The organism is Ruegeria sp. BHSA162, assembly GCF_059613385.1.
Map to the genome: position 1 here is coordinate 1 of NZ_JBXWSK010000012.1, position 23,359 is coordinate 23,359.

General features: G+C 61.4%; 21 protein-coding genes and 1 tRNA gene. 11 read left to right on the forward strand and 11 right to left on the reverse strand.

What is annotated here, in order from left to right:
* Positions 1–677 precede the first annotated feature (677 nt).
* Both AC2FM5_RS05935 and AC2FM5_RS05940 read right to left on the reverse strand, forming a co-directional pair.
* On the reverse strand, positions 678–2,057 hold the full coding sequence (locus tag AC2FM5_RS05935) for a tyrosine-type recombinase/integrase (protein WP_496734418.1): 1,380 nt from the start codon (positions 2,055–2,057) through the stop codon (positions 678–680).
* Positions 2,058–2,170: 113 nt separating this feature from the next.
* A tRNA-Arg gene (locus AC2FM5_RS05940) sits at positions 2,171–2,247 on the reverse strand.
* Positions 2,248–2,361: 114 nt separating this feature from the next.
* Here AC2FM5_RS05940 and AC2FM5_RS05945 point away from each other — a divergent pair.
* Together AC2FM5_RS05945 and AC2FM5_RS05950 are read left to right on the forward strand one after the other, a co-directional pair.
* Positions 2,362–3,387: a LacI family DNA-binding transcriptional regulator gene (locus tag AC2FM5_RS05945; RefSeq protein ID WP_315901680.1), complete on the forward strand. Its 1,026-nt coding sequence runs from the start codon at positions 2,362–2,364 to the stop codon at positions 3,385–3,387.
* Entirely contained in the window at positions 3,362–4,606 is a 1,245-nt protein-coding gene (locus AC2FM5_RS05950; RefSeq protein ID WP_496734421.1) for a winged helix-turn-helix domain-containing protein, read from the forward strand. Before AC2FM5_RS05945 ends, AC2FM5_RS05950 begins: the two co-directional genes overlap by 26 nt.
* A gap of 25 nt (positions 4,607–4,631) precedes the next feature.
* Here AC2FM5_RS05950 and AC2FM5_RS05955 read toward each other — a convergent pair whose 3' ends face one another.
* Positions 4,632–5,330 carry a fumarylacetoacetate hydrolase family protein gene (locus AC2FM5_RS05955; protein ID WP_170405702.1) on the reverse strand — a complete coding sequence of 233 codons (699 nt, stop codon included), beginning with the start codon at positions 5,328–5,330 and terminating at the stop codon, positions 4,632–4,634.
* Between the two features lie 776 nt (positions 5,331–6,106).
* On the opposite strand from AC2FM5_RS05955, the gene AC2FM5_RS05960 reads away from it, so the two are divergent.
* Both AC2FM5_RS05960 and AC2FM5_RS05965 read left to right on the forward strand, forming a co-directional pair.
* Complete coding sequence (locus AC2FM5_RS05960) at positions 6,107–7,540, forward strand: pyridoxal phosphate-dependent decarboxylase family protein (protein WP_496734424.1); 1,434 nt, start codon at positions 6,107–6,109, stop codon at positions 7,538–7,540.
* On the forward strand, positions 7,540–8,307 hold the full coding sequence (locus tag AC2FM5_RS05965; protein ID WP_496734430.1) for an HpcH/HpaI aldolase family protein: 768 nt from the start codon (positions 7,540–7,542) through the stop codon (positions 8,305–8,307). The genes AC2FM5_RS05960 and AC2FM5_RS05965 overlap by 1 nt, the downstream gene beginning before the upstream one ends.
* A 7-nt stretch (positions 8,308–8,314) precedes the next feature.
* On the opposite strand, the gene AC2FM5_RS05970 is transcribed toward AC2FM5_RS05965, so the two are convergent.
* The gene (locus AC2FM5_RS05970; protein WP_496734433.1) at positions 8,315–9,457 is read right to left on the reverse strand and encodes a DUF3095 domain-containing protein; all 1,143 of its coding nucleotides are present in this window, start codon (positions 9,455–9,457) and stop codon (positions 8,315–8,317) included.
* Between the two features lie 136 nt (positions 9,458–9,593).
* Between AC2FM5_RS05970 and AC2FM5_RS05975 the strand changes: the two genes are divergently transcribed.
* The 3 genes from AC2FM5_RS05975 to AC2FM5_RS05985 all read left to right on the forward strand — a co-directional run bounded on the left by AC2FM5_RS05975 (position 9,594) and on the right by AC2FM5_RS05985 (position 12,944).
* Positions 9,594–10,766, forward strand: a complete 1,173-nt coding sequence (locus tag AC2FM5_RS05975; protein ID WP_496734489.1) for an MFS transporter — start codon at positions 9,594–9,596, stop codon at positions 10,764–10,766.
* Positions 10,767–10,786: 20 nt separating this feature from the next.
* Positions 10,787–11,818 carry a glycosyltransferase family 4 protein gene (locus AC2FM5_RS05980; RefSeq protein WP_170340800.1) on the forward strand — a complete coding sequence of 344 codons (1,032 nt, stop codon included), beginning with the start codon at positions 10,787–10,789 and terminating at the stop codon, positions 11,816–11,818.
* A gap of 103 nt (positions 11,819–11,921) precedes the next feature.
* Positions 11,922–12,944, forward strand: a complete 1,023-nt coding sequence (locus tag AC2FM5_RS05985; RefSeq protein ID WP_170340798.1) for an aspartate-semialdehyde dehydrogenase — start codon at positions 11,922–11,924, stop codon at positions 12,942–12,944.
* Between the two features lie 145 nt (positions 12,945–13,089).
* On the opposite strand, the gene AC2FM5_RS05990 is transcribed toward AC2FM5_RS05985, so the two are convergent.
* Complete coding sequence (locus AC2FM5_RS05990) at positions 13,090–13,488, reverse strand: hypothetical protein (protein ID WP_496734438.1); 399 nt, start codon at positions 13,486–13,488, stop codon at positions 13,090–13,092.
* On the opposite strand from AC2FM5_RS05990, the gene AC2FM5_RS05995 reads away from it, so the two are divergent.
* On the forward strand, positions 13,487–13,852 hold the full coding sequence (locus AC2FM5_RS05995; RefSeq protein ID WP_170434085.1) for a hypothetical protein: 366 nt from the start codon (positions 13,487–13,489) through the stop codon (positions 13,850–13,852). The two genes, AC2FM5_RS05990 and AC2FM5_RS05995, sit on opposite strands and share 2 nt — an antisense overlap.
* 52 nt (positions 13,853–13,904) lie before the next feature.
* Here the strand turns inward: AC2FM5_RS05995 and AC2FM5_RS06000 are convergent, their stop codons facing one another.
* The 5 genes from AC2FM5_RS06000 to AC2FM5_RS06020 form a co-directional block, all read right to left on the reverse strand.
* On the reverse strand, positions 13,905–15,824 hold the full coding sequence (locus AC2FM5_RS06000; protein ID WP_496734440.1) for a DUF3604 domain-containing protein: 1,920 nt from the start codon (positions 15,822–15,824) through the stop codon (positions 13,905–13,907).
* Positions 15,825–15,986: 162 nt separating this feature from the next.
* Positions 15,987–18,086, reverse strand: coding sequence for an acyltransferase family protein (locus tag AC2FM5_RS06005; protein WP_496734442.1), 2,100 nt, complete (start codon positions 18,084–18,086; stop codon positions 15,987–15,989).
* 144 nt (positions 18,087–18,230) lie between these two features.
* Positions 18,231–18,542, reverse strand: coding sequence for a P-II family nitrogen regulator (locus AC2FM5_RS06010; protein WP_093963956.1), 312 nt, complete (start codon positions 18,540–18,542; stop codon positions 18,231–18,233).
* Between the two features lie 4 nt (positions 18,543–18,546).
* Positions 18,547–19,524 (reverse strand): sodium-dependent bicarbonate transport family permease, encoded by a 978-nt coding sequence (locus tag AC2FM5_RS06015; protein WP_170361196.1) that lies wholly within the window; start codon positions 19,522–19,524, stop codon positions 18,547–18,549.
* Positions 19,525–19,585: 61 nt separating this feature from the next.
* Positions 19,586–20,236, reverse strand: coding sequence for a carbonic anhydrase (locus AC2FM5_RS06020; protein ID WP_093963954.1), 651 nt, complete (start codon positions 20,234–20,236; stop codon positions 19,586–19,588).
* 142 nt (positions 20,237–20,378) lie between these two features.
* On the opposite strand from AC2FM5_RS06020, the gene AC2FM5_RS06025 reads away from it, so the two are divergent.
* The 3 genes from AC2FM5_RS06025 (at position 20,379) to AC2FM5_RS06035 (ending at position 22,946) form a co-directional block, all read left to right on the forward strand.
* Positions 20,379–20,768, forward strand: a complete 390-nt coding sequence (locus AC2FM5_RS06025) for a hypothetical protein (RefSeq protein ID WP_496734445.1) — start codon at positions 20,379–20,381, stop codon at positions 20,766–20,768.
* Positions 20,769–20,829: 61 nt separating this feature from the next.
* Positions 20,830–22,212, forward strand: a complete 1,383-nt coding sequence (locus tag AC2FM5_RS06030; RefSeq protein ID WP_496734447.1) for a leucyl aminopeptidase family protein — start codon at positions 20,830–20,832, stop codon at positions 22,210–22,212.
* Complete coding sequence (locus AC2FM5_RS06035) at positions 22,209–22,946, forward strand: C40 family peptidase (RefSeq protein WP_496734449.1); 738 nt, start codon at positions 22,209–22,211, stop codon at positions 22,944–22,946. Before AC2FM5_RS06030 ends, AC2FM5_RS06035 begins: the two co-directional genes overlap by 4 nt.
* Here AC2FM5_RS06035 and AC2FM5_RS06040 read toward each other — a convergent pair.
* On the reverse strand, positions 22,943–23,293 hold the full coding sequence (locus AC2FM5_RS06040) for a DUF2794 domain-containing protein (protein WP_170342743.1): 351 nt from the start codon (positions 23,291–23,293) through the stop codon (positions 22,943–22,945). The two genes, AC2FM5_RS06035 and AC2FM5_RS06040, sit on opposite strands and share 4 nt — an antisense overlap.
* Between the last annotated feature and the right edge of the window lie 66 nt (positions 23,294–23,359).

Consider the following 23,359-nt stretch of genomic DNA (forward strand, 5'->3'; position numbering starts at 1 on the left):
GATTTGAGAGAGGCAGAAACTCTCAGGGCGACTGCACCAAAAGAAGTGTATGCACGGCAAACAGGATCGCCAGGACTGCATGTACGAAGTAAGCGCGCCATCGCGGTTGAGCGGTGAAACCGAACCCGAAACCCGACTCGCGCTGAGTTGCTGGCGACCCCGGCAGGATTGTTTACCGCGCATAGTACGGGCAGTATTATTTATTTACAGCAACTTAGGTCAACGGGAAAAGTGTGGGCGTCACTCTTTGTGTCACCATTCTTTTTTGGGGCTTTGAAGTCTACTGCTGACACCTTCGGTAAAATTGACGCCTTCTTCAGACTACTCCTGGCCTCAAACACTAGCGCAAATTGTGAGTGATGATTGGGTATTTGCCCTGCAAGATGACACTATCCGTGACGCTTAAAATGCTCTGATGCGGGCACTGTTGGAATTTGGTCATAGCCTAGTGTAATAGCAAAAAGTCTTGCCAATAGGGGTGGTCAGGGCCGCTATGGTGTTCTGCAGGGAAGGGGATAACGAACTTGCGCTGCTTGGAGTCAATGCAACCTCTTCTTTCCGCCTTCAGCACTGACTGCCATTTACTCTAAGACACCGAAAAGACTGAGCAGGCGACCTAGGCATAGTTCCTTTGGCTTCGGTTGCCTGCTCTTATTGGATTCAGTCCTCACATGGGATCACTGGGCTAGACTTCGGACCAGAGGTGGCACTTTTTCCCCGCACACAGCTTCTGCTTTCAGCATCTGCCCCAGGTACCCGTTGAGAACAGACAGATCATGCCCCAGTCCGTAGCCTTCGCCCACACCATCGCGCTTCCAACCTCCAATTCGGTCAATTACGTCGGGTGGGCAATTGGTGTTTCTAAGGCGGTCACGAAGGGAATGCCTGAGGCTGTGAAGGGACTGTTTGTGCTCTCTTAAGCCTTGTTCTTTCAGCCATTTATTCAAAGTGGCCGATACCGAATTCTTGTTAAAATCTCCATTCTTGATTAGCCCTGGAAACAGGCAATCGCTTTCGGCGGCATTTACCGCCCTTCGGACCGCCCACAGTGACACACCAACAAGTGGAATCGTACGCAAAGAGGCTTTCGTTTTTAGGCTTCTGATCTGATTTGGGGATATCTTGATGTGGGGGATCGGTGCTTCAAGACAAACATCGTTGCGCAACAGCCCAACGACTTCGGACATTCGCGCTCCTGTGTCACTGAGCGCCGCAATCACCCACCGACGCTCGTCGTCTACTTCAATACAACGCTGCTGAATCGCCCAAACCTGCTCTAATGAAAAAGGCAGTCTGCTTGGCTCCCATTCAGTAGCTTGCGAAGGAATAATCAAGCCCGAGAGTGGGTTGTCCATTCGGACATTCAGCTCTCGGATCGCAGTATTGAAGATTGGTCTGATTTGATTGAGATATCGCTTCACCGTCGCTGGTTTAACGGTCTTGAGCAGCTCCCGAACAAAATCATTTCCGTGCTGCCTATGGTAGCGGTTGATCGGCAAGTCGCCGTTAATCTGCACAAACCTTTCTACCGAACGGTCAAATTGGCTGTCCTCAGCACGTTTGGGGTGAAAGTACAGATGCTTGTCTTTGACCTCCGAGAAGTATGGAGCAATCAAGTTATCGACTTTTTCGGGGGCAGCATAAAACAGTTCAGCAGCCGTTCTTAGGTCGGCGGGCAGTCTTTCCTTGACGACTCCAGGAGCATGGCCGTCCTCGTCGCGAGATTCGTGAATAAGTGTATTCACAAAAGCGTCTGGCTCTAGGCCATTTGCCTCATAAACAGCGCCTTGCCCCGGCTCTAAACCGTATTTTCTAAGGATGGCTCTGCCTTGCTCAAGAAGTGCGAGATCGCCTCCTTCATTGGAACGCAATAGCCTCCACTCGCGGTCTAATTGGGCTGTAACCTGTTGAGATTTTTTTGCCGCCTCAGCCGGGTCCTTGGTACCCAACGAAACAAAATAGTAGCGGCTGCCGTTGTAATGGTGCTGCAACTCTTCTGGAATTCTGCGTCGGTAGTTCGCTCTACCGCCACGCCACTCTACGTGTTTGATCTTCATCGTTATTGGGCCGTATCTGTACCAATTCTTCGACATGTGTCACCTAATGTGTCACCAGCCGAAGCACAAGAACCCATTAAAGCATTGATATTATTTATGCTTTGCACGATTTCTGGCGGCCCCGGCAGGATTCGAACCTGCAACCTGCCCCTTAGGAGGGGGCTGCTCTATCCAGTTGAGCCACGGGGCCGCGCGGCGCCTTCTGTAGCCGGGTTTTTTCGGCTTGTCATGACCTTTGCACAACAGTTGAACAGATTGCCCTGTTCGCGCTAGCATCGGGGAAACAACAATGCAGGTATCCCCGGTGACAACAGAAACGAAACGCCCGCTTACCCTCCGTGATGTCTCAGAAGCGTCCGGTGTGTCGGAAATGACGGTCAGCCGGGTGCTGCGCAATCGGGGCGATGTGTCGGACGCGACCCGCACCCGGGTTCTGGCCGCCGCGAAAGAGCTGGGATACGTGCCCAACAAGATCGCTGGGGCACTGGCTTCGAGTCGGGTGAACCTGGTGGCTGTGATCATCCCGTCGCTGTCGAACATGGTCTTCCCCGAGGTGCTGACCGGCATCAACCAGGTGCTTGAGGATACCGAGCTGCAGCCCGTGGTCGGCGTCACCGACTATCTGCCGGAAAAAGAGGAAAAGGTCCTGTACGAGATGCTCTCGTGGCGTCCGTCGGGCGTTATCATCGCCGGGCTGGAACACACCGAGGCCGCGCGGGCCATGCTGGATTCGGCGGGCATTCCGGTGGTCGAGATAATGGATACGGACGGCAAGCCTGTGGACGCGATGGTGGGCATTTCGCACCGCCGGGCCGGGCGCGAGATGGCGCAAGCAATCCTGAAGGCCGGGTATCAGCATATCGGCTTCATGGGCACCAAGATGCCGCTGGACCACCGCGCGCGCAAACGGTTCGAGGGCTTCACCGAAGTTTTAGGCAAGCACGGGATCGAGATCGAGGACCGAGAGTTCTATTCCGGCGGTTCGGCCCTGGCCAAGGGGCGCGAGATGACCAAAGCCATGCTAGAACGCTCCCCAGAGTTGGATTTCCTGTATTATTCCAACGACATGATCGGCGCGGGCGGGCTGCTGTACCTGCTTGAGCAGGGTATCGACGTGCCCGGACAGATCGGCCTTGCGGGATTCAACAACGTCGAACTGCTGCAGGGTCTGCCGCGCAAGCTGGCCACCATGGACGCCTGCCGGCTTGAAATCGGTCGCAAGGCCGCGGAAGTCATCGCCGCCCAACTGGCCGACCCGAATACCGAGATCGAAACACGCATAACCTTGACCCCCAAGATCAGCTATGGCGACACGCTCAAGCGGCGCTGAACGGGGCAAGCTGCAACAACTCGACAATCGAACCGCCCGCGCGTTGTTCATGGACCGTCACGCGCTGGCGGAACAGCCCGCAGGTCCGGCCAAAGGGCCCGATCTGCTGCATCTGATCCACCGGCTGGGTTTCGTGCAGCTCGACAGCATCAACACCGTGGCGCGCGCCCATGACATGATCCTGTTCTCGCGCCGCCCATCCTATCGGCCGAACGACCTCAAGCGCCTGTACGAGCGCGACCGCAGCCTGTTCGAACACTGGACCCACGACGCCGCCGTGATCCCGATGGCGTTCTACCCGCATTGGCACCTGCGCTTCCAGCGCGACGCCGAGATGCTGCGGGCCCGCTGGCGCAACTGGCGGCGCGACGGGTTCGAGCAGCAGTTCGAAACCGTGCTGCGACACATCCGCGACCACGGCCCGGTGTGCTCGGCCGATCTGGGACAGGATGAGAAAAAGGGCTCGGGCGGCTGGTGGGATTGGCACCCCTCGAAAACGGCGTTGGAATACCTGTGGCGCTCGGGGGCGCTGACGGTGGTGGGGCGCCGAGGGTTTCAAAAGCAATACGACCTGACCGAGCGCGTGATCGATACCCATCTGTGCCCCGGCGTGATGGAGTGTGACCACCAGGCGACGGTGGACTGGCTGTGCCACGCGGCGCTCGACCGGCTGGGCTTTGCCACCTCGGGCGAACTGGCCGCGTTTTGGGACACGGTCACCGCTGCCGAGGCGAAAGAGTGGTGCAAACAGGCTCTGACACGGGGGGATTTGCAGGAAATCGAAGTGGAATGCGCTGATGGTCGAATGCGCCGCGTGTTTGCGTGGCCCGGCTTGGCGGACCAGGCTGCCGACCCTGCCCCCGCCCCGGGGCGGATCCGTGTGCTCAGCCCGTTCGACCCGATGCTGCGCGACCGCAACCGCGCCCAGCGCCTGTTCGGCTTCCACTATCGGATCGAGGTCTTCGTGCCCGAGGCCAAGCGCACCTATGGTTACTACGTCTTTCCGCTGCTCGACAAAGACCGTCTGATTGGACGGATCGACATGAAGGCCCATCGCGACGAAGGTATCTTGCGGGTCCGCGCCCTGTGGCCCGAGCGTGGGGTCAGATGGTCGGACGCCCGTACCCGGCGGCTCGTGGCCGAGTTGGACCGGGTGCGCCGTTTTGCCGGGCTGGATCGGGTCACCTTTAACGCAGACTGGCTGCGCGCGCCTGTTTGAGCGGCCGACAATCCCTTTTTAGGGTCTATTCCGCCGGCCCGAGGGTCAGGCGGATGGGCTCCAACCCGTCGATGCCGCCGGTCAGCACGTCTCCGGCCTCGACCGGGCCGACGCCGGCGGGCGTTCCGGTCAGGATCAGGTCGCCGGGCCGCAGGTGATAGAACCGGGACAGGTGCATGACGATCTCGTCGATCTTCCAGATCAGTTCGGACAGGGTGGCGTCCTGCCGGACCTCACCGTTCACGCTCAGATGGATGCGGATGTCATCGGTCGGCGCCCAATCGGCGGCGCGGGTCAGCGGCGCGAACACCGCGCCATTTTCCACATCCTTGCCCAGATCCCAGGGGCGCTGCTTGTTGCGCTCGCGGATCTGCAGGTCGCGCCGGGTCATGTCCAGCGCGCAGCAATATCCGAACACGGCATCCCAAGCCTGCTGCGACGTCGCCTGAAACACCGGGCGACCAATGGCCAGAGCCAGTTCCATTTCGTGATGATAATTCTCGGTGCCCGGCGGGTAAGGCACGGTTTGCCCGGTCAGAATGGCATTCTGCGGGGACTTGGTGAAATAGAACGGCGCCTCGCGGTCAACCTCGTTTCCCATCTCGGCCGCATGGGCGGCATAGTTCCGTCCCACGCAGAAGATGCGCCCCACCGGATAGGTGTTGGCCTCTCCAACTACTGGTATCTGCACCACATCCGGCAGGGAAAACAGAGATTTGGCCATATTGCATCCTTTCCTTCATATTGCCGCGCAGACTAAAGGAGACACTCCGCTGTTCAACCCGGCAAACACGCCGATTATTGCCGGCCCGCCTGTACGTTTCGGCGCGAAGTTGCCAAGGCCGCGGACCTGGGCGCAAACCAGTTTCATCCGCGCAGACTATCCGTCTTTATTCTAGGGAAACTTGGGACCGCCCTGTTTAATAAACCGCACAGGCCGCGCATCATGAACGGAAATATCGGGCAGATATTCGAAGGCAGCGCAACAGGCCCACTGGCCGCGTCACTTTATTGCGACTTGGTTTCGCGGTCAGGTGCGCTAGGTTTTCTTTCAGGCGGTCGGCGCGCCCAGCCAATCAAGCTTTGTTCATCAGCGTGCCACCGTCACGAATACCAAGGAAAAATTACGGTTTCGGAGAACCGCCGCTCTGGCCTCATCCCCCTGGGTGCTTGGGCTGCGCTGTCGGGGTGCAATTTGGGCACCTCACATTCTCCGATTCAGGGCCGGAGCCCTTCAACACAGGGATTCTTCGGCCCCGGGCCAGGCAAATAACTTCAGACACCGTCTGGCCACCCCGCCGGAGTCGACCCCTAGTTTCTCCGGCGGGGTTCTCCGATCCGCACAGCCGGTGCGATTTTCTTTATTAGAGCCTGAGTTTGGCCCGAACGGCCGCCACGGTCCCACCTCACAGCGCCATCGTCGTCCGGAATTTGATTGACCTGCCCGCCTGCATCGCCATCACTTGCCCGCGAAAGATGCGAAGGCGGAAGGCAAGGCAGATGAGATGGGATGAATTCTCGGAATGGGGCAAACGCATTTCCGAGTGGACGCAGCATTATCACCAAACCGTCGGCCAGCACCCGGTGCGCGCCCGGACCGAGCCCGGCGAGGTGCTGAACGCGCTTCCCGCGAAGGCGCCGGAGCATGGCGAACCGATAGAAGGGATTTTTCAAGACTTCGAGCGGATCGTGATGCCCGGCATCACCCATTGGCAGCACCCGCGCTTCTTCGCCTATTTCAACTCGAACGCCTCGGCGCCGTCGGTGCTGGCCGAGTTTCTGGCCAGCGCGATCGCGCCGCAATGCATGCTGTGGCAGACCTCGCCCGCGGCGACCGAGATGGAAGCCCGGATGATGGACTGGCTGCGGCAGGCGCTGGACCTGCCCGAAGGCTTTGCAGGGGTGATCCAGGATTCAGCCTCGTCGGCCACGCTGGCCGCCGTTCTGACCATGCGGGAAAAGGCGCTGAACTGGCAGGGCAACCGTCAGGGCCTGTTTGGGCAGACACCCTTGCGCGTCTATTGCTCGTCCGAGGTGCACACATCAATCGACCGCGCCATCTGGGTGGCCGGGATCGGGCAGGACAACCTGGTGCGCGTCCCGATCAAGGGTGACTGGCGCGGGATGGACCCCGCCGCGCTCGAGGCCGCGATCCGGGCCGATCTGGACGCCGGACTTCACCCCGCGGGGGTGATCCTGTGCGTCGGCGGTACCGGGACCGGCGCGACCGATCCGGTGGATGAGTGTCTGAAAGTCGCGCAGAAATATGGGCTGTACACGCATGTGGATGCAGCCTGGGCCGGGTCGGCGATGATCTGCCCCGAATACCGCCTCTATTGGCCGGGGATCGACCAGGCCGACAGCATCGTTTTCAACCCGCACAAATGGCTGGGGGTTCAGTTCGACTGCTGCGCGCATTTCCTGAAAGACCCCGACGATCTGGTACAGACGCTGGCGATCAGCCCCGAATTCCTCAAAACCCACGGCAAGGACGGGATCGTCAACTACTCGGAATGGTCGGTGCCGCTGGGCCGTCGGTTCCGGGCGCTGAAACTGTGGTTCGTGATCCGCGCCTACGGGCTGGAAGGCTTGCGCGCGCGGCTGCGCAACCACGTCAACTGGTCGCGCGACCTGCATGATCGGCTGGCGGCCGAGCCGGATTTCCGGATCGCCACCCTGCCCATGTGGTCCCTGTGGACCTTCCGATATGAGCCACCCGGAGCCGCGGATCTGGACCACCTGAATCTGCGGCTGGTGAACGCCATCAACGATGACGGGCGCATCTATCTGACCCAGACCCGAGTCGATGGCGACATCGTCATCCGCTTTCAGGCTGGCCAGTTCGAAACCACCGAGGAGGACGTCCGGATGGCCTTTGACGTGATCACCGAAATCGCCCGCACCTTGCCCACACCCCCGCAGGAGGACCGCTGATGCCCGCCCCCAAAAACCCGTTCAAACAGGCTCTGACACAGGGCGAAATGCAGATCGGCTGCTGGATGAGCTTTGCCGAAGCCATCACCGCTGAAATCATGGGAACCGCCGGTTTCGACTGGCTGGTGATCGATGGCGAACATGCGCCGAATGACATCCGTTCGATCCGCGATCAGCTGATTGCGCTGGCCAACAGCCCCTCGCACCCGGTGGTGCGGCTGCCCATCGGCGAGACCTGGATGATCAAGACCGTGCTGGACGCCGGCGCCCAGACCATTCTGGTACCGATGGTCGAAAGCGCGGATCAGGCGCGCGAGCTGGTTCGGGCCTGCCAGTACCCGCCCAAAGGTGTGCGGGGTGTCGGGGCCGCCGCAACACGGGCGACAATGTACGGCACCATCCCCGATTACGTGGCCACGGCCGACCCCGAAATCTGTTTGCTGGTTCAGGTGGAAAACCTTGCGGGCATGGCCGCGCTGGACGACATCCTTCAGGTCGAGGGCGTGGATGGCGTTTTCATCGGCCCGGCCGATCTGTCCACCGACATGGGTTACAAAGGCGACAGCACGGTGCCAGAGGTCCGCACCACCATCGCCGATGCTTTGAAGCGGATCCGGGCAGCAGGCAAGGCGCCCGGTATTCTGGGCACCAATTATGAAGCGGTTCAAGCGTATCGGGACATGGGCGCGCAGTTCCTGGCGGTCGGTATCGACGTCATGCTGCTGGCTCAGGCCGCCCGCGGGCTGGCCGCGAAATGGCGTTCCTGAGGGCGGCTCACCCCTGCATTGCGGCGGCGGCCTGCGCATAGCCGCCCGATGCACCATCGACGAAATGTACGTGATCGTCGCGCGTGGCGGCGGGCACGAAGCAGGTCATCATCGCCTCTTGCTGGGAATGGATGCCATATCTGATTTTGCCGCGTCCGCGCGCATCCTCAAGGGTCCGGGCGATGCGCGACAGGGTCTCGTCGTCGCAATCCAGCGTCATCTTCAACCCGTCATCAAATTTGCGGAAATCCGCATTTCGGCTGACCATGTTCTTGTAGTGGCCCGGCTCGAAGTCGCCCAGTCGCTTGCCCGATTTGAACAGCAGCCAGATCAGCAGGTTCTGCACAAGCAGCGCGGCCTTGCGCACGGCCAGATTGCGCCCAGCGCGCGAAACATGGGCATCCAGTGCAAGCCCCGGAGGTGGCCACTTGATCGGAGGGCCGCCGGCCGGCACGGGATGACCCGCGCGCTCCAGAGCCTCGGATGCGGACAGAACTGATTGCGCCAGATCAGCAAAGTCGCGTTCTGTCGCCTGCGCAGTGGGCTGGATGACAAGTGAAACGATCTGCCCATGCCGCGCAGGGCTGTTGGACCAGCGGCAGGACAGTCCCGTCAGGTCAGGCTTTGCGTCGGACCCGGCGGGCGGAACCTCGTACCGGCCAGCCTTCATCTGCGCCTCGGCCCAGGCCAGTCCGCCACCGGTGAACATGGCGTAATCCACTCCCGAGGACGGCGCATAGCGCGCCACCCGCAAGTCGAGCCCCTCCGCGCGCAGGTCGGACACAGGAACTAAAACCGCACGCAGCGCGATGCCGAACTCGGTTTTCGCCCAGCTGCGCAGCGCAGCCAAGGTGTCGCGCGCCACGTCGGCCTCCTCCTTCGGGATGGCAAATCCGGCGCCGTCGCCACCAAAAACATAGGGAAAAACCCGCCCGCTCAGCGCGTTGATCATGCCTGAGATCACCGCCGCGCCCACCATGTTCACCGTCTTGTAGCGACCACGCGCGATTTCGCCGGTCGAGTCCACGATATCCGCGACGCCCACGATCCAGTCATCCGGGACCGGGGTGAATTGTTCCGGATCCGACAGGGCAAGAAAGTCGCGTGTAATGGGTACGCGGTCGTAGAATCCGATATCGGCGGTCTTCATTGTCCCTCCCGTTTGCTTGCCGCAATGATAGCGTAGTGCGGGGGCGTTTCCCGATACTGCAACATATCACACGCGCTTGTGCATGGCATCGGGACGTGCCAAGCATCCCACCAAGGCGGACGGCAAGGAGACCGACATGCAGGCAGGTTTGGTGATCTTGTGTCTGGCCTATGTCCTCAGCCAGTTCTTCCGCGCGTTCCTTGCGGTTCTGACTGCCGATCTGGCGCGAGACATCGGCGCCACGCCCGAAGATCTGGCCTGGGCCTCGGGTCTGTGGTTTCTGGTCTTTGCGGCGATGCAGATCCCGGTGGGCTGGGCGCTGGACCGGGTTGGCCCCCGGCAGACGGCGGCGGTTCTGCTACTGATCGGCGGCGCGGGTGGGGCCGCGGTGTTCGCGCTGGCCGCGACGCCCCTGCATGTGGCGGTGGCGATGGCGTTGATCGGGGTCGGATGTTCGCCGGTTCTGATGGCCTCGTATTTCATCTTTGCCCGCGAATACCCGCCCGCGAAGTTCGCTACCCTGGCCGCTGTTATGCTGGGCGTGGGGTCGGTCGGCAACCTCGTGGCCTCGTACCCCACGGCGCTGGCGGTCGAGTTGATGGGCTGGCGCGCGACTCTGGCGGGGCTGGCCGCGATCTCAGGCGCCGTGGCAGTGGGCATCTGGGTCACGGTCAAAGACCCCGCGCGGGTGGTGTCCGAGCAGAAAGGGTCGGTTCTGGACCTGCTGCGTGAGCCTGCTTTGTGGGCCATTTTGCCCTTGATGCTGGTTGCCTATGCGCCCTCGGCCGCGCTGCGGGGGCTGTGGGCCGGCCCGTACCTGCTGGATGTTTTCGGGCTGAGCGCCACCCAGATCGGGCAGGCCACGCTGGTCATGGGCGCCGCGATGATCGCGGGCACCTTTGCCTATGGGCCGCTGGACCGGCTGCTGAACACCCGAAAATGGGTGATCTTCGGCGGCAACGCGCTGGCGGTGCTGGCGCTGGGGCTGCTGGGGCTGTGGGTCGCCGAGGCCCTCTGGCTGTCGGTTCTACTGATGGCGCTGATCGGGTTTCTGGGGGCATCCTTCCCGGTGATCATGGCGCATGGGCGCGCCTTCATCCCGGCGCATCTGGTGGGGCGCGGCGTGACCCTGCTGAATCTGTTTGGGATCGGCGGCGTGGGGCTGGCGCAATTCGCCACCGGCCGCATCCATGCGGCGACGGTGGACATGGGGCCAACCGCACCCTACACAGCGATATTCGCCTTCTTTGCCGTCACGCTGACGATCGGCTGCGTGATCTACCTGTTCAGCCGTGACAGCATGGAGTGAGACCCGCAGGAGCGCGCGCCGTGAACGACCCCGTTGTTATTGCCCCAAACCTCAAACGCCGCCTGTCCGGCGTGACCGCCACGATCGCGCGGCTGGTGCCGTTGCAGGCACAGTGGATCGACATCGCAGCCACCGGTCCGGGTCTGCCTTCGGACATCCCGCACATCCCGCTGGGCCGCCTGCCCTTTCTGTCGCGCAAGACGCTGCGGGTCTGGCACGCCCGCCGCAACACCGAGATGCTGCTGGGCCTGATCCTGCGCGACCTGCTGCGGCTGCGGCTGAAACTGCTGTTCACCAGCGCCTCGCAGCGGGCGCACACGGGCTATACCAAGTGGCTGATCGGCAAGATGGACGCGGTGGTGGCGACCTCGCGCAAGACGGCCGGATACCTCGAGCGCGACGCGCAGGTGATCATGCACGGCATCAACCTGCAGGATTTCACGCCACCCGCCGACAAGGCGGGGCTGCGGACGCAAATGGGCCTGCCCGACGGGCTGCTGCTGGGCTGCTATGGCCGCATCCGCCACCAGAAAGGCACCGACGCCTTCGTCGATGCGATGATCGACCTGTGCGGGCAGGTCCCCGACGTACATGGCATCGTCATGGGCCGCGCGACCGAGAAACACAGCGCTTTCCTGACCGAACTGAAGGACAAGGTGGCCCAAGCCGGCCTGTCCGACCGCATCCTGTTCAAGCCCGAGGTCACCGTGGACAAGATTGCACAATGGTACCAGGTGCTGGATCTGTTCATCGCCCCCCAACGCTGGGAGGGGTTCGGACTGACCCCCCTCGAAGCGATGGCCTGCGGTGTGCCGGTGGTGGCCACCGATGTGGGCGCATTCTCCGAGATCGTGACCGACCCGACGCTGGGTCGGGTGGTGCCTCCGGGCGACATTCCGGCGCTGGCCGCGGCCGCGGCCGAGATGCTGGCGGACCGTGATTCCCTGGCCCGCGCAGGCCGGGCCGCCCGCGCCCATGTGGAACGGAATTTCGACATCAACGGCGAGGCGCAGGCCCTTGTTGCGCTCTATCAGCAGCTGCTGAAGGCCTGAGTCGCCGCAAAACTGCGTCATTCGGTCAATTCCGCCGCGAAGGCCCTTTTTTATTTTCTGCAACGCGGCTATGAACGCGCGTCCTTAATTCAGGAGACTAGACATGGGCTATCGCGTCGTTGTCGTCGGCGCCACGGGTAACGTGGGCCGCGAAATGCTGAACATCCTGGCTGAACGCCAGTTCCCCGTGGACGAAATTGCCGTTCTGGCAAGCCGTCGTTCGCTGGGCACCGAAGTCAGCTTTGGCGACAAGACACTCAAGACCCAGGATCTGGACACTTTCGATTTCACCGGCTGGGACATGGCGCTGTTCGCCGTGGGGTCCGCCGCGACCAAGGATTACGCCCCCAAAGCGGCAGCGGCCGGCTGCGTGGTGATCGACAACTCGTCGCTCTATCGCTACGACCCCGAGATCCCGCTGATCGTGCCCGAGTGCAACCCGCAGGCGATCCACGACTACAAGAACAAAAACATCATCGCCAACCCCAACTGCTCGACCGCGCAGATGGTAGTGGCGCTGAAGCCGCTGCATGACCGCGCCAAGATCAAGCGCGTCGTGGTCTCGACCTATCAGTCGGTGTCGGGCGCCGGCAAGGAAGGCATGGACGAGCTGTGGGATCAGACCAAGGCCGTCTACAACCCGATCAACGAGGTCGCCCCGAAGAAATTCCAGAAGCAGATCGCCTTCAACGTCATTCCGCATATCGACGTCTTCATGGAAGACGGCTCGACCAAAGAAGAGTGGAAGATGGTCGTCGAGACCAAGAAGATCGTCGACCCGTCGATCAAGGTCACCGCGACCTGTGTGCGGGTGCCGGTTTTTGTCGGACATTCGGAATCGGTGAACATCGAGTTCGAGGAATTCCTGGACGAGGACGAGGCCCGTGACATCCTGCGCGAAGCTCCGGGCGTGATGGTGATCGACAAGCGCGAGGCCGGTGGCTATGTCACGCCGGTTGAATGCGTAGGCGATTTCGCCACCTTCATCAGCCGTATCCGTCAGGACTCGACCGTGGAAAACGGCCTGAACCTGTGGTGTGTCTCGGACAACCTGCGCAAAGGCGCGGCCCTGAACGCGGTTCAGATCGCCGAGCTGCTGGGCCGCGAGGTCCTGAAGAAGGGCTGATAGCCGGACCAGACTGAAATCTTAAAACCCCGCGGCATGGGCTGCGGGGTTTTCATTTTTTGGCAATGCGAGAAGGAAGACGCGCCAGGCATCACCGCAGGTTCTGCCCAAGCAAAAGTAAATTCGCCAGGTGAATATCTATTATTCACATAATCAATTTTTCATATTTCACAGCTGCTGGTATTTTTCCGCCCATTGAAGGCGCCTTCGTTTCAATCTCAGCCGAGGGGAAACGAGCCATGATTGACCAAACAGAGCCTGACCTGTCGCAGGAACCGGGGTTCGACACCGCGCGATCCCACCAGCTCTGGAACCGCTGACTAGGCCGATGTTTTTCTGGCCTTCGGTGCTCGACGCCGCACTGCCAGACGGTTCGGGCCGGGTTGGGCAGCATGGTTCGGATGCCCGCGTCAGAACACACCTTTTCCGGCAAACCCAGTTTTCCACGCCCCGTGCGGCTCATCGAATATTCAAAGGAGACCGTTATGACCAGATTGCCCATCTTTTTTCTGACCACCGCAGCAATATTTGCCGTTTTGGGCATGTTGTGGGGAATCCAGATGTCCGCCAGCCATGATCACACGCTGTCCCCGGCACATGGCCACCTGAACCTGATCGGGTTCGTTGCGCTGGCAGTGTTCGGATTCTACTACGCTCTGACCCCCGAGGCGGCGCGCAGCGGTCTGGCGAAGCTGCACTATGGGCTGTCCGTGGCAACGGTGCTGGTGCTCGTTCCCGGAATCGTGCTGGCAATCACCGAAAGGGGCGAAACCCTTGCCCAGATCGGATCGCTTCTGGCTGTACTGACCATGGTCCTGTTCGTGTTCATCCTGCTGCGTCACGGTTTCGGAGCGACAGACGCGGACAACCGTAGGCCGGTGGCCGGCAACCCCAACCCAGCCGAATGAACAAGACCGCCCCGCCTGCGCGAGGCGGGGATTCGCTCAACGGAACGACCGTTTATCCCGGGGTGTACCAGATTGGCGACGTATAGGCCCGTTCGGTCGTGATCATCGGAACATAGTCCGGCATCTCGATCCCGAACCGTTTGGCCTCGTAGGCGGTCCAGCGGGGGGTCGGGATCTCGATCACACGGGCGTAGTAGAACGCAGACAGGTTGGGGTCGAAATCCGGATCCTGCCACGTGGTGATCAACTCACTTGCCCCGATCGTGTTGGTCCAAGTGGCGTTTTCGACATCGACGGTGTTGCCGACTTCGGGCAGTTTGCCGTTCTCGTCCAGCTGGCGATCGCCCGCCCAGACGACGTTGTAGACTTTCTCCTGCAAGGCCCCGTCGGCATCGACCCAGCCCTTGACGATCTGAATGCGATCCAGGTTGCCGGAAATCGGGTCCTTCAATGCAAAAGCAAGGAAGTTCGGAGCCCGCCCATCGGGAGACGCCTGCAGGTTGCCCCCCATCGGTACGCCTTTTTTATAGCCGGCATCCGCAGGAACACGGCTTGCGGCATCCTCATCGGTGAAGTCATAGCCGCCGAAAAACCGAACCCCCATACGCGACCCCGTGGTCGCGTAGGTCTCCCTGCGCTGCATCGCGTCAAAGATCGCCTCGCGGGTGTTTTCCGTCGCCCAGACCGCACCCAGTCCACCAGCGGCCTGTTTCCAGCCATAGATCGACAGCTCTGGATCGGGTGCTTCGATTACCAGGTGTTCCCAACGGTTCGGGCCGGGCTCGACCCCGGAATGTTTGCCGAAAAAGTTGTCTTCCTGGGCCGTTGCCATACCGGTATGCGAATCCGTCGCGCCGACCATCCCGAACTTGAACGGGTTCACACCCAGCTCCTGTTCGATCTTGAGCCCGCGCTTCAACGCCTCGCGTGCATACTCACCGGCCAGCATCTCTGGTTGCTTCAACTCGGTTCCGTTCAGATTGGCCGCGTCCCATGTGTCGAAATCTGCGAACTCGTCATCGGGGCTGAGGAACGGATGCGCCTCACCGTCGCCCTTGATCTGCGTCGGTTCGTACAGCGGCTCGAACCGGGCGCGCAGGCTTGCGATCTCCTGGGTGAGTGCGGATCCATCATAGGCGTTCAGAGAGAACATCCGCCCGTTCGACAGGTTGCCGTTATGCGCGATGGCCAGGACCTCGCCGCCTGTCCGTTCCTCGTATTCGGCCAGAAAGGCCCACAGGTCCTCGGGGTTCTTGCTGTCATATTGCGAGAACGGGCGGGTCTGGTTGGCCCGGTCGCGCCCATCGCGGAACAGCACGTTCCGGTGCAGGTTGTTGGCGCCCTCGGTGGTGTATTCATAGCCGATGATGGCTGAAAAGACCCCCGGCTCGTTGAAGCTGTCGGCAAGGGCCGTGTACGCCTCCCACGCATGCTTGATGGCCTTCGGGTTGTCGATGGGCGGGACGTCATCCGACAACGAGGCGACGATCTCCATTGCCGTGTCAAACGCAAGCTGGTTGTCACCCGCCGTCAGCGCCTCGTACCAGGCCTTGCCCTGGGGTGTCGCCAGAACCTCGGCGTCTCCGGCCAGCAGTTGCGGCATCAGCCCATACATCTCGGCATGGTCCGAGACGACCAGCCAATCGAGCGGACGGGACAGCTTGGCCCGAAGGCCGTGGGTTGTCGTGACCTCTTCGCCGCGGGCAAAGCGAAACGCCTGTTCCTGGGTCAGCCGGGTCATCGTGCCGGCGTCAACCGAAACCGAAGTATGCAGATGCGAGTCTCCCCACAGCGGCCGTTGGGGAAAATTCCGCCCCGCATAGGGAGAGAAATCATCAGGCGCCAATACGACGTCCGTGCTGTCCTGCTCGGTCTGGAATTCCTGCGCGGACACGGATGTGGCGGTCAGCGCGGCCAGACAGGCCAATGTCCACAAGGGACGTTGTGAAACGATTGCGAAAGACTTGGTCATGAAATCCCTCCCAGGTGTGGCATTTCCATTCGGTTGGTTCCGGAAACGACGGCAGCTTATCACGGAATTGGATATTCGAATAAAATTACCTGATGACGTAACCCGTGCCACGCGCTGCAGTACCGCGGCGCGCGGGCGGCAGACCAATGCAGGGCTGAGGAATCACTCCCCGGTCGGCGCGCTCTGGGCCAGGTCGGCGTTCTGTTGAAACTGGCTGCAGGGACGGTCATTAGCAGGACCCACAGCGCCAGTGTCGGCTGGCCCATTAGGTTCGTCCCCGAACAGGAACCATCCGCCGGTGCGGCACCCAAGTTCGCGCGAACCTTCTTTCGAGAGATGGCGACCATCCCGATAGTATGCCGTCGTGCCGTCGCTGGCGCGGCACATGCCGTCAGCATCGCAGAGTATCCGATCCAGCCAGACGACTTTGTGGCGGCCCTCGAGCTGGTGCAGCATCTCAGCAACCTCAAGAAGCTCCGGCTGTATGTCCGCGAACGAATAGTCGCACAGATCCGGGTCAGCGCCTCGGAGTTCTGCATTCACCGCGCAATAGCCCAGGTTTTGGCCATTCGAGGGGGGCGGAGACACAACGATCGGGGTTTTACCGGCAGACACAAGCCGTTCGAGCGTTTTTTCCAGGTTCCGCAGAACCGTGCTCTGCGGACCTTCGGGGTCCATTGCACCGTCAACGGCGGCGAGTCCGCCGGGCTCGAACAGGTAGTAGAACGGCGATGAGACGATGACATAGTCAATGCTGTCGGTCGAAGTGACATAATCCAGCACCTGGTCGCTGAAATCCAGACAGGCCTGCGGGGATTCTCCGGTCCGGCCGCGATCGGCAAAGGCGATACCGGCGATCGGCGCGCAGAGCGACTTGGTCAGCTGGACGACCCCAAGCTCGGGATAGGCCGCGGTCAGGCCGACCACCAGATGCATGGCGAAACTGTCCCCCCAAACCGCAACCTTGGGAGACTCGGAAGTCGCACAGCTGTCCGGCACCGGCATCCGACCGTTGCATTCATTGCTAAAACCGCGGTTCGGAGCCAGGCTTTCGGTCAGCCTTGGCAGATCGAGATCGCGCAGCGCCTTGCGATCGGGCGCGCCATCGGTTGCGAAGATCAACACCCCGACCGAGAACACCAAAGCCGATATCGCGGCGCTTCCGATGAAGATCCCCCGGCGGCTGAACAGACCTTCCCTGCGACGGCGAAAGGGTTGCTCGACGAAGCGCCATGTCAAGGCGGAGAGCACAAAGGCCAGCACAACAAGGCTGGCGATGGTCAGCGGCGTTGGGGCCGGAACACTCCGGATCTTGGCAAAGACCAATAAAGGGTAGTGCCACAGATAAAGGCTGTAGCTGATCAGGCCGATCCAGACCATGATCCGAGACGACAACAGCGCCCCCACCGGGTCCCGTTGGCTGGCGAAAAGGATGACCAGAACGGTTCCCAGAACGGGCACGGCCGTAAGGATTGACGGGTGCGGCGTGTACCGGTCGAACATCACGTAAGACACCAGCAGCCCGGCCATGCCCAGCAGGGTCAGCACAGTCGAGAAACGCCCCTTGTCCTGCCGCGGAACGAAGGCGCATATCGCGCCGGCCAAAAGCTCCCACGCGCGGGTATAGATGAGGTAGAACCCTGCCCTCGGTTCGTTTTCCGATGTCCACTGCGCCAGCAACAGACTAGCCAAAAGCAACACCGTTAGGCCAATGATGCAGGTCCGGGTCCCTCTTCGAAACAGAAACAGCAGCAGTAGCGGAAACAGCAGGTAGAACTGTTCTTCCACCGCAAGGCTCCAGGTGTGGAGGAGCGGATGCATGTCGAATTCATCCGCGAAATAGTCCTTGTTCCGGAAGAAGAAGACGTTCGACAGGAAAACCGCGACGGATGACAGGCTTCGCGAATAGACCCTGAGATCGGCCGGCAGCATCCAGATCCACGCCAGGCAGGTCGTCACGGCCAGAATCACAAAAAGGGCCGGAAGAATCCGCCTGGCTCGCCTTTCGTAGAAATCAACGATGGACAACCGTCCGCGTTGAATATCCACGATCAGAAGCGACGTGATCAAGTAGCCGCTGATGACGAAGAAGACATCAACACCCAGAAACCCACCGGACAGCCATGACAATCCGGCGTGGTAGAAGACCACTGGCAACACGGCAATTGCCCGAAGGCCGTCAATTTCCCTTCTGTAGGCGATGCTCAATACGGCCAACCTCAAGATGCTGGCTGAAATGCTAGCGCCCGTCCGGGTTGCCATCAACGATGTTTGTCAGTCAGCCCGCTCTGAAGGAAAATGTGTGGTTTTGCGAACAGGGGTTTGCCTGTTCGCTCCGCACATCGTGCATGGGTCCACGCCATGAATCCGGTAGTTAGTCGCGCATCCGATCCCAAGATCTCCGGGTCAGAAACGCTCGGCCCGCAGAACCTGGCAATCGGTGACGCTTACAACCCCGATATGGCGATCAAGTACGGGAAGGATCGCGCTCAGCAGCCCGTCCAAGCGATCGGGGCGAATGATGCAGATGACCTGGACCATCCCGCTGGCGCGGCTGACCTGGCCAGAACGGCTCCATTCACCCGATCGTCCCGATCCGCCGAGCACCGGCAGGATCGTGAACCCGGTCACACCTTGATCGACCAGAGCATCCGTCAGACGGGACTTCACGATGGCTTCGATGGTGATCTCGACCCGTTTGGCATCATGTGTCTGCATCGCTTTATCCTCCGGTAACGGCCCGGGCGACCGAGACGTAGATCGGCAGGCCCAGCGCCAGGTTGAATGGGAACGTGACGCCCAAAGACAGGGTCAGATAGATGGACGGGTTCGCCTCGGGCACGGCCACGCGCATCGCCGCCGGAACCGCGATGTACGAGGCGGAGGCGCCCAACACCATCAGCAACACCGCTCCACCGGTGGACAGACCCAACAGGAGCGCGGCCACCAACCCGGCACCGGCCCCGATCAGGGGCATCAGCACGCCAAAGCCAAGCAGACCCATCGTGATCAGCCCGCGCCCGGCACGCAATCCGCGCCCGGCAACGATACCCATGTCCAGCAGGAACAGGCACAGAACCCCCTTGAACGGTGCGACCACGAAGCTGCTGATCTCGGCCAGACCGTCCTCGCCCGTGATCCAGCCGATTGCAAACGACCCGACCAGCAGAACGATCGAACCATTGAGGGCAATCTCGCGCCAGAGATCCGAGTCCATCCGGCGGGCTCCGCCGCCGCGGGAGATCAGCCACAGAGCGGACAGGATCGCCGGCGCTTCCATCGCCGCCGCAACAGCCACCATGTAGCCCTCGTACACCAGGCCCTGACTTTCCAGAACCGACGTACCGGCCACGAATGTGACGATCGAGATTGAGCCGTAATGCGCTGCAACCGCGCCTGCATTGACATGGTCAAGGTTGGTCAGCACGCGCAACAGGCCGAACGCCACCAGGGGCAGCAATGCGGACAGAATGACACCTGCAATGAGGGACAAGCCAAGCGTGGCGTCGATCCCGTGTGCGGCAACACTGACACCACCCTTGAAGCCGATCGCAAACAGCAGATAGATCGACATCGCCTTGGCGATGGCCTCGGGAATGGTCAGGTCAGATCGGGCCAATGCCGCTGACAGACCAAGCACAAAACTGAGAATGATCGGCGAGACCAGATTGTCGGCCGCCAAAGACAACAGGTTTTCCATACAGTCACCGCACCCTAATTGAACTACCGTTCAATTAGGGTGCGTTTCTCCGATTTAAAGACTAAACCGGCAGGAATTTTTTTCCTGACGGATCATAATACTCCAGACCGCCTTCGCCGATGTCGGTCCACAAGCCGTGCAGCGATATCGAGCCGTTCTGTACGGCCTCGGCCACGAACGGGAAGGTCATCAGGTTTTCGAGCGACGCGACAACCGCCTGACGCTCGAACTGGCGCGCCTGTTCGGCGGGGTCCTCGACATCGGAGACCAGATCGAATTTCGGCTTGAGGATGTCCATCCAGCGTCCGACAAAGCTCTCTTTGGCTTCCAGTTGCGGCGCTTCGCCCTTGCACATGTCGATACAGCCCTGCACCCCGCCGCATTGCGAATGTCCCAGTACGATCAGATGCGCCACTTTCAATGCCGTCACTGCATATTCGATGGTTGCACTGGTGCCGTGGCGCTCGCCGTCCGGTTCGTAGGGCGGCACCAGGTTGGCAATATTGCGGTGGATAAAAAACTCGCCCTGGTCGGCCCCGAAAATCGAGGTGACATGGACCCGGCTGTCACAGCAGGAAATCACCATCGCACGCGGACGCTGCCCCTCGGTCGCCAGCCGGCGGTACCAGGCCTGGTTTTCGGAATAGGACGTGGCTTTCCAACCGTGGTAACGTTTGACCAGATAGCTCGGCAGAGGTTTGGCGTGGTGCATCGCGTTTTCCCAAATTTGCAGTTCGACCGCCGATCTAACGCAAGTTCGAGCAAAATTCGAGACATTATCCCGATTGGCCGCAAGGAATTGCAAAGGTCTTTTGTGACAGGTTCGCAGATGCCGTGGGGGCAGAAAGATTGGGGTGAATGAGGTGGACAAGATCGTCACGCTTGAACAGAAGGAGTCCGTGCGTCTGGATCCGGACCGGCTGAACGGGCTGTATCGGCAATTGGGTGAAACGAACGCGGTCGACGTTCTGTGCCGAACGGTCGAGGAGCTGGCAGTACGCCTGTCGAATTGTGAACGGCTCTGGCGTCAACGTGACTGGGCGGGGCTGCGCAAATGCGCCAAGTCTCTGGTCGCGATATCCGAACAGGTCGGCATGACGGCGCTGGCCCGGGTCGCCGGCGACGTGGCCCGGACGGTAGATGCCGGCGATGCGGTGGCGACCGGAGCCACGCTCAGCCGACTGATCCGGGTGGGCGAGCGGTCGCTGACCGCAGTATGGGATCAACAGGATCTTTCGATATGACGGGTTGCGGGCGAACAACAGGCGGCTAGTGTAGGCGGCACCAGAACAGTCCGAGGCGCCCATGTCCCTGTCTTTTGCACCTTCCGATGCTCCTGCCATTGATCTGCATGTTCTTGCGCAGGACGGGCTCGAGCCCTGGCTGAAGTCTCAGCCCGATGAGACACAGGCCTGGGTGGTCGCGAACGGGTTCACCGGCGCAATCGGGCAGGTTCTGCTGGTTCCCGGACCGACGGGTGCGCCGCAATTCGCGCTGGCAGGCTATGGAACAGACACCCGGCGCGCTCGGGTACGCTTTCCGCTTGCCGCCGCCGCCGAGGTTCTGCCCGAAGGCACTTACCGGATTGCGTCCGGTTTGTCGGCAGACAGAACCGAAATCGAAGCCTTGGGCTGGTTGCTGACCGGGTACAGTTTCGACCGATATGCCGAACAGTCCGGCGCAAAGGCCCGATTGGTCGCGCCGGACGGTGTGAATGCTCCGCGGGTTGAGATCATGGCCAATGCCGAAGCTCTCACCCGTGACCTGGTCAACACTCCGACGGCCGACATGGGACCTCAGGCCCTGCAAGACGCCGTTGAAACGCTGGCGCAGGAGTACGGGGCTCGTTGTGCCGTCACCATTGGCGACAGCTTGCTGGAACAGAACTTTCCCATGATCCACGCGGTGGGTCGGGCCGCCGAACAGGCTCCGCGCCTGATCGAGATGACCTGGGGCACAAGCGGTCCGAAGCTGACCTTGGTCGGCAAGGGCGTCTGCTTTGACACCGGCGGATTGAACCTGAAGCCCGGTGCCTCGATGGGGTTGATGAAAAAGGACATGGGCGGCGCGGCGAACGTGCTGGGACTGGCGTGCATGATCATGGCGCTGGATCTGCCGCTGCAGTTGCGGGTGCTGATCCCGGCTGTGGAAAACGCGGTGGCGGGCAACGCGTTCCGGCCCGGCGACATCCTGACCTCACGCAAGGGCCTGACGGTCGAGATCAACAACACCGATGCCGAGGGGCGGCTGGTTCTGGCCGACGCGCTGGCGCTGGCAGATGAGGGCGCGCCGGATCTGGTGATCTCGATGGCGACGCTGACCGGCGCGGCGCGGGTGGCGGTGGGGGCGGATCTGGCCCCGTTCTATACCGATGACGATGCCGCCGCGCTGGCCTTGTCGCAGGCCGCCGTTCAGGCGGCTGACCCGGTCTGGCGGATGCCGTTCCACACGCCCTATGAGACGTTGATCGAGCCGGGGATCGCCGATCTCGACAACGCGCCGGCGGGCGGGTTTGCCGGGTCGATCACCGCAGCGTTGTTCCTGCGGCGGTTCGTGGAAAACAGCCGGTACATGCATTTCGACATCTATTCATGGCAAAAGGCCAAAGAGCCCGGCCGCAGCAAAGGCGGGTTGGGACAAGGGCCGCGCGCCCTGTTGACCGCCCTGCCCGGGATGCTGGGCCTGTGAACCGCGCGCGCGTCATCCGCCCCGTCGTGGACCTGCTGCGCAACCCCAAGGGCCCGCGCGACCGTCAGCTGCTGTATGGCGACGGCCTTGACGTCACCGAACAGTCCGGCGGCTGGTGCCGGGTGGTTTCCGACAAGGATGGGTATCAAGGCTGGCTGCGCGCGGACCAGTTGGGCCCTGACGCCCCGGCCACGCATTGGATCTGGGCCCCGGCGACCCATGCCTATTCGGAACCCGACATCAAAAGCCCCGACCGGGTCAGCCTGAGCTTTGGCAGCCGGATCGTGGTGCTGCCGCAGCAGGACCGCTTTGTCGAGACCGAGCTTGGGTTCATCCCCGCAGTGCATGTCAAACCGGTCGGAACCCTGCTGAACGACCCGGTCGCGGTGGCCGAACTGTTTCTGGGCACCCCCTACCTGTGGGGCGGCAACAGCCGGTGGGGGCTGGATTGCTCAGGCCTGATTCAGGCCGGGCTGCTGGCCTGTGGCGTTGCCTGCCCCGGCGACAGCGGCGACCAGGAGCGGGAGCTTGGCACGGCACTGCCCGACGGCACCCTGGCGCAGCGCGGCGATCTGTTGTTCTGGAAAGGCCATGTGGCTTGGGTGTCCGGCGACAACATGCTGCTGCATGCCAATGCCCATCACATGGCGGTGGTATTTGAACCGATGGATCAGGCCATTGCCCGGATCGAAGCCCAAGGCGACGGGCCAGTCACGGTGCACAAGCGGCTCTAATCCGGGTCGACCGAGCGGATCAGCTTGCGCTCCAGCACCCGCAGGACGGCGCGCAGGTCGTGCCCGCGTTTCAGGATGCGCCCGTCCATACCCATCACCGAATACATCCCCTGCTTTGAACGCAGCCGGGGGTGTTTTTCAACACGATAGATCGGGTGCTCGGCGGTCCGCCGGAAGATCGAGAATATGGCAACGTCGCGCAGATTTGATATTCCGTAGTCACGCCATTCTCCGGCGGCGACCATCCGTCCATAGACGGAGAGAATCTGTGACATCTCTTGCCGGTTGAAGGCCACCGGCATCTGGACCGGACTTGCAGGGTTCCGGCTGGGAGGCTGCATGTTCATGTCTTCAGCCTTGCCGGAAAATGCGATCAGATCAAGCCTGTCACGACATGGTGTGGTATTTTTGAA

Coding starts and splice junctions, on each gene's coding strand:
- AC2FM5_RS06020 (WP_093963954.1), bottom strand. CDS start 20,236: ATGCACCACGCCAAACCTCTGCCGAGCTATCTGGTCAAACGTTACCAC.
- AC2FM5_RS06000 (WP_496734440.1), bottom strand. CDS start 15,824: ATGACCAAGTCTTTCGCAATCGTTTCACAACGTCCCTTGTGGACATTG.
- AC2FM5_RS06015 (WP_170361196.1), bottom strand. CDS start 19,524: ATGGAAAACCTGTTGTCTTTGGCGGCCGACAATCTGGTCTCGCCGATC.
- AC2FM5_RS06005 (WP_496734442.1), bottom strand. CDS start 18,086: ATGGCAACCCGGACGGGCGCTAGCATTTCAGCCAGCATCTTGAGGTTG.
- AC2FM5_RS05950 (WP_496734421.1), top strand. CDS start 3,362: ATGGCGACACGCTCAAGCGGCGCTGAACGGGGCAAGCTGCAACAACTC.
- AC2FM5_RS06030 (WP_496734447.1), top strand. CDS start 20,830: ATGTCCCTGTCTTTTGCACCTTCCGATGCTCCTGCCATTGATCTGCAT.
- AC2FM5_RS05965 (WP_496734430.1), top strand. CDS start 7,540: ATGCCCGCCCCCAAAAACCCGTTCAAACAGGCTCTGACACAGGGCGAA.
- AC2FM5_RS06040 (WP_170342743.1), bottom strand. CDS start 23,293: ATGAACATGCAGCCTCCCAGCCGGAACCCTGCAAGTCCGGTCCAGATG.
- AC2FM5_RS05955 (WP_170405702.1), bottom strand. CDS start 5,330: ATGGCCAAATCTCTGTTTTCCCTGCCGGATGTGGTGCAGATACCAGTA.
- AC2FM5_RS05960 (WP_496734424.1), top strand. CDS start 6,107: ATGAGATGGGATGAATTCTCGGAATGGGGCAAACGCATTTCCGAGTGG.
- AC2FM5_RS05935 (WP_496734418.1), bottom strand. CDS start 2,057: ATGAAGATCAAACACGTAGAGTGGCGTGGCGGTAGAGCGAACTACCGA.
- AC2FM5_RS05990 (WP_496734438.1), bottom strand. CDS start 13,488: ATGCCCAAAACGGCAAATATTGCTGCGGTGGTCAGAAAAAAGATGGGC.
- AC2FM5_RS06010 (WP_093963956.1), bottom strand. CDS start 18,542: ATGCAGACACATGATGCCAAACGGGTCGAGATCACCATCGAAGCCATC.
- AC2FM5_RS05995 (WP_170434085.1), top strand. CDS start 13,487: ATGTTGTGGGGAATCCAGATGTCCGCCAGCCATGATCACACGCTGTCC.
- AC2FM5_RS05975 (WP_496734489.1), top strand. CDS start 9,594: ATGCAGGCAGGTTTGGTGATCTTGTGTCTGGCCTATGTCCTCAGCCAG.
- AC2FM5_RS05970 (WP_496734433.1), bottom strand. CDS start 9,457: ATGAAGACCGCCGATATCGGATTCTACGACCGCGTACCCATTACACGC.
- AC2FM5_RS05985 (WP_170340798.1), top strand. CDS start 11,922: ATGGGCTATCGCGTCGTTGTCGTCGGCGCCACGGGTAACGTGGGCCGC.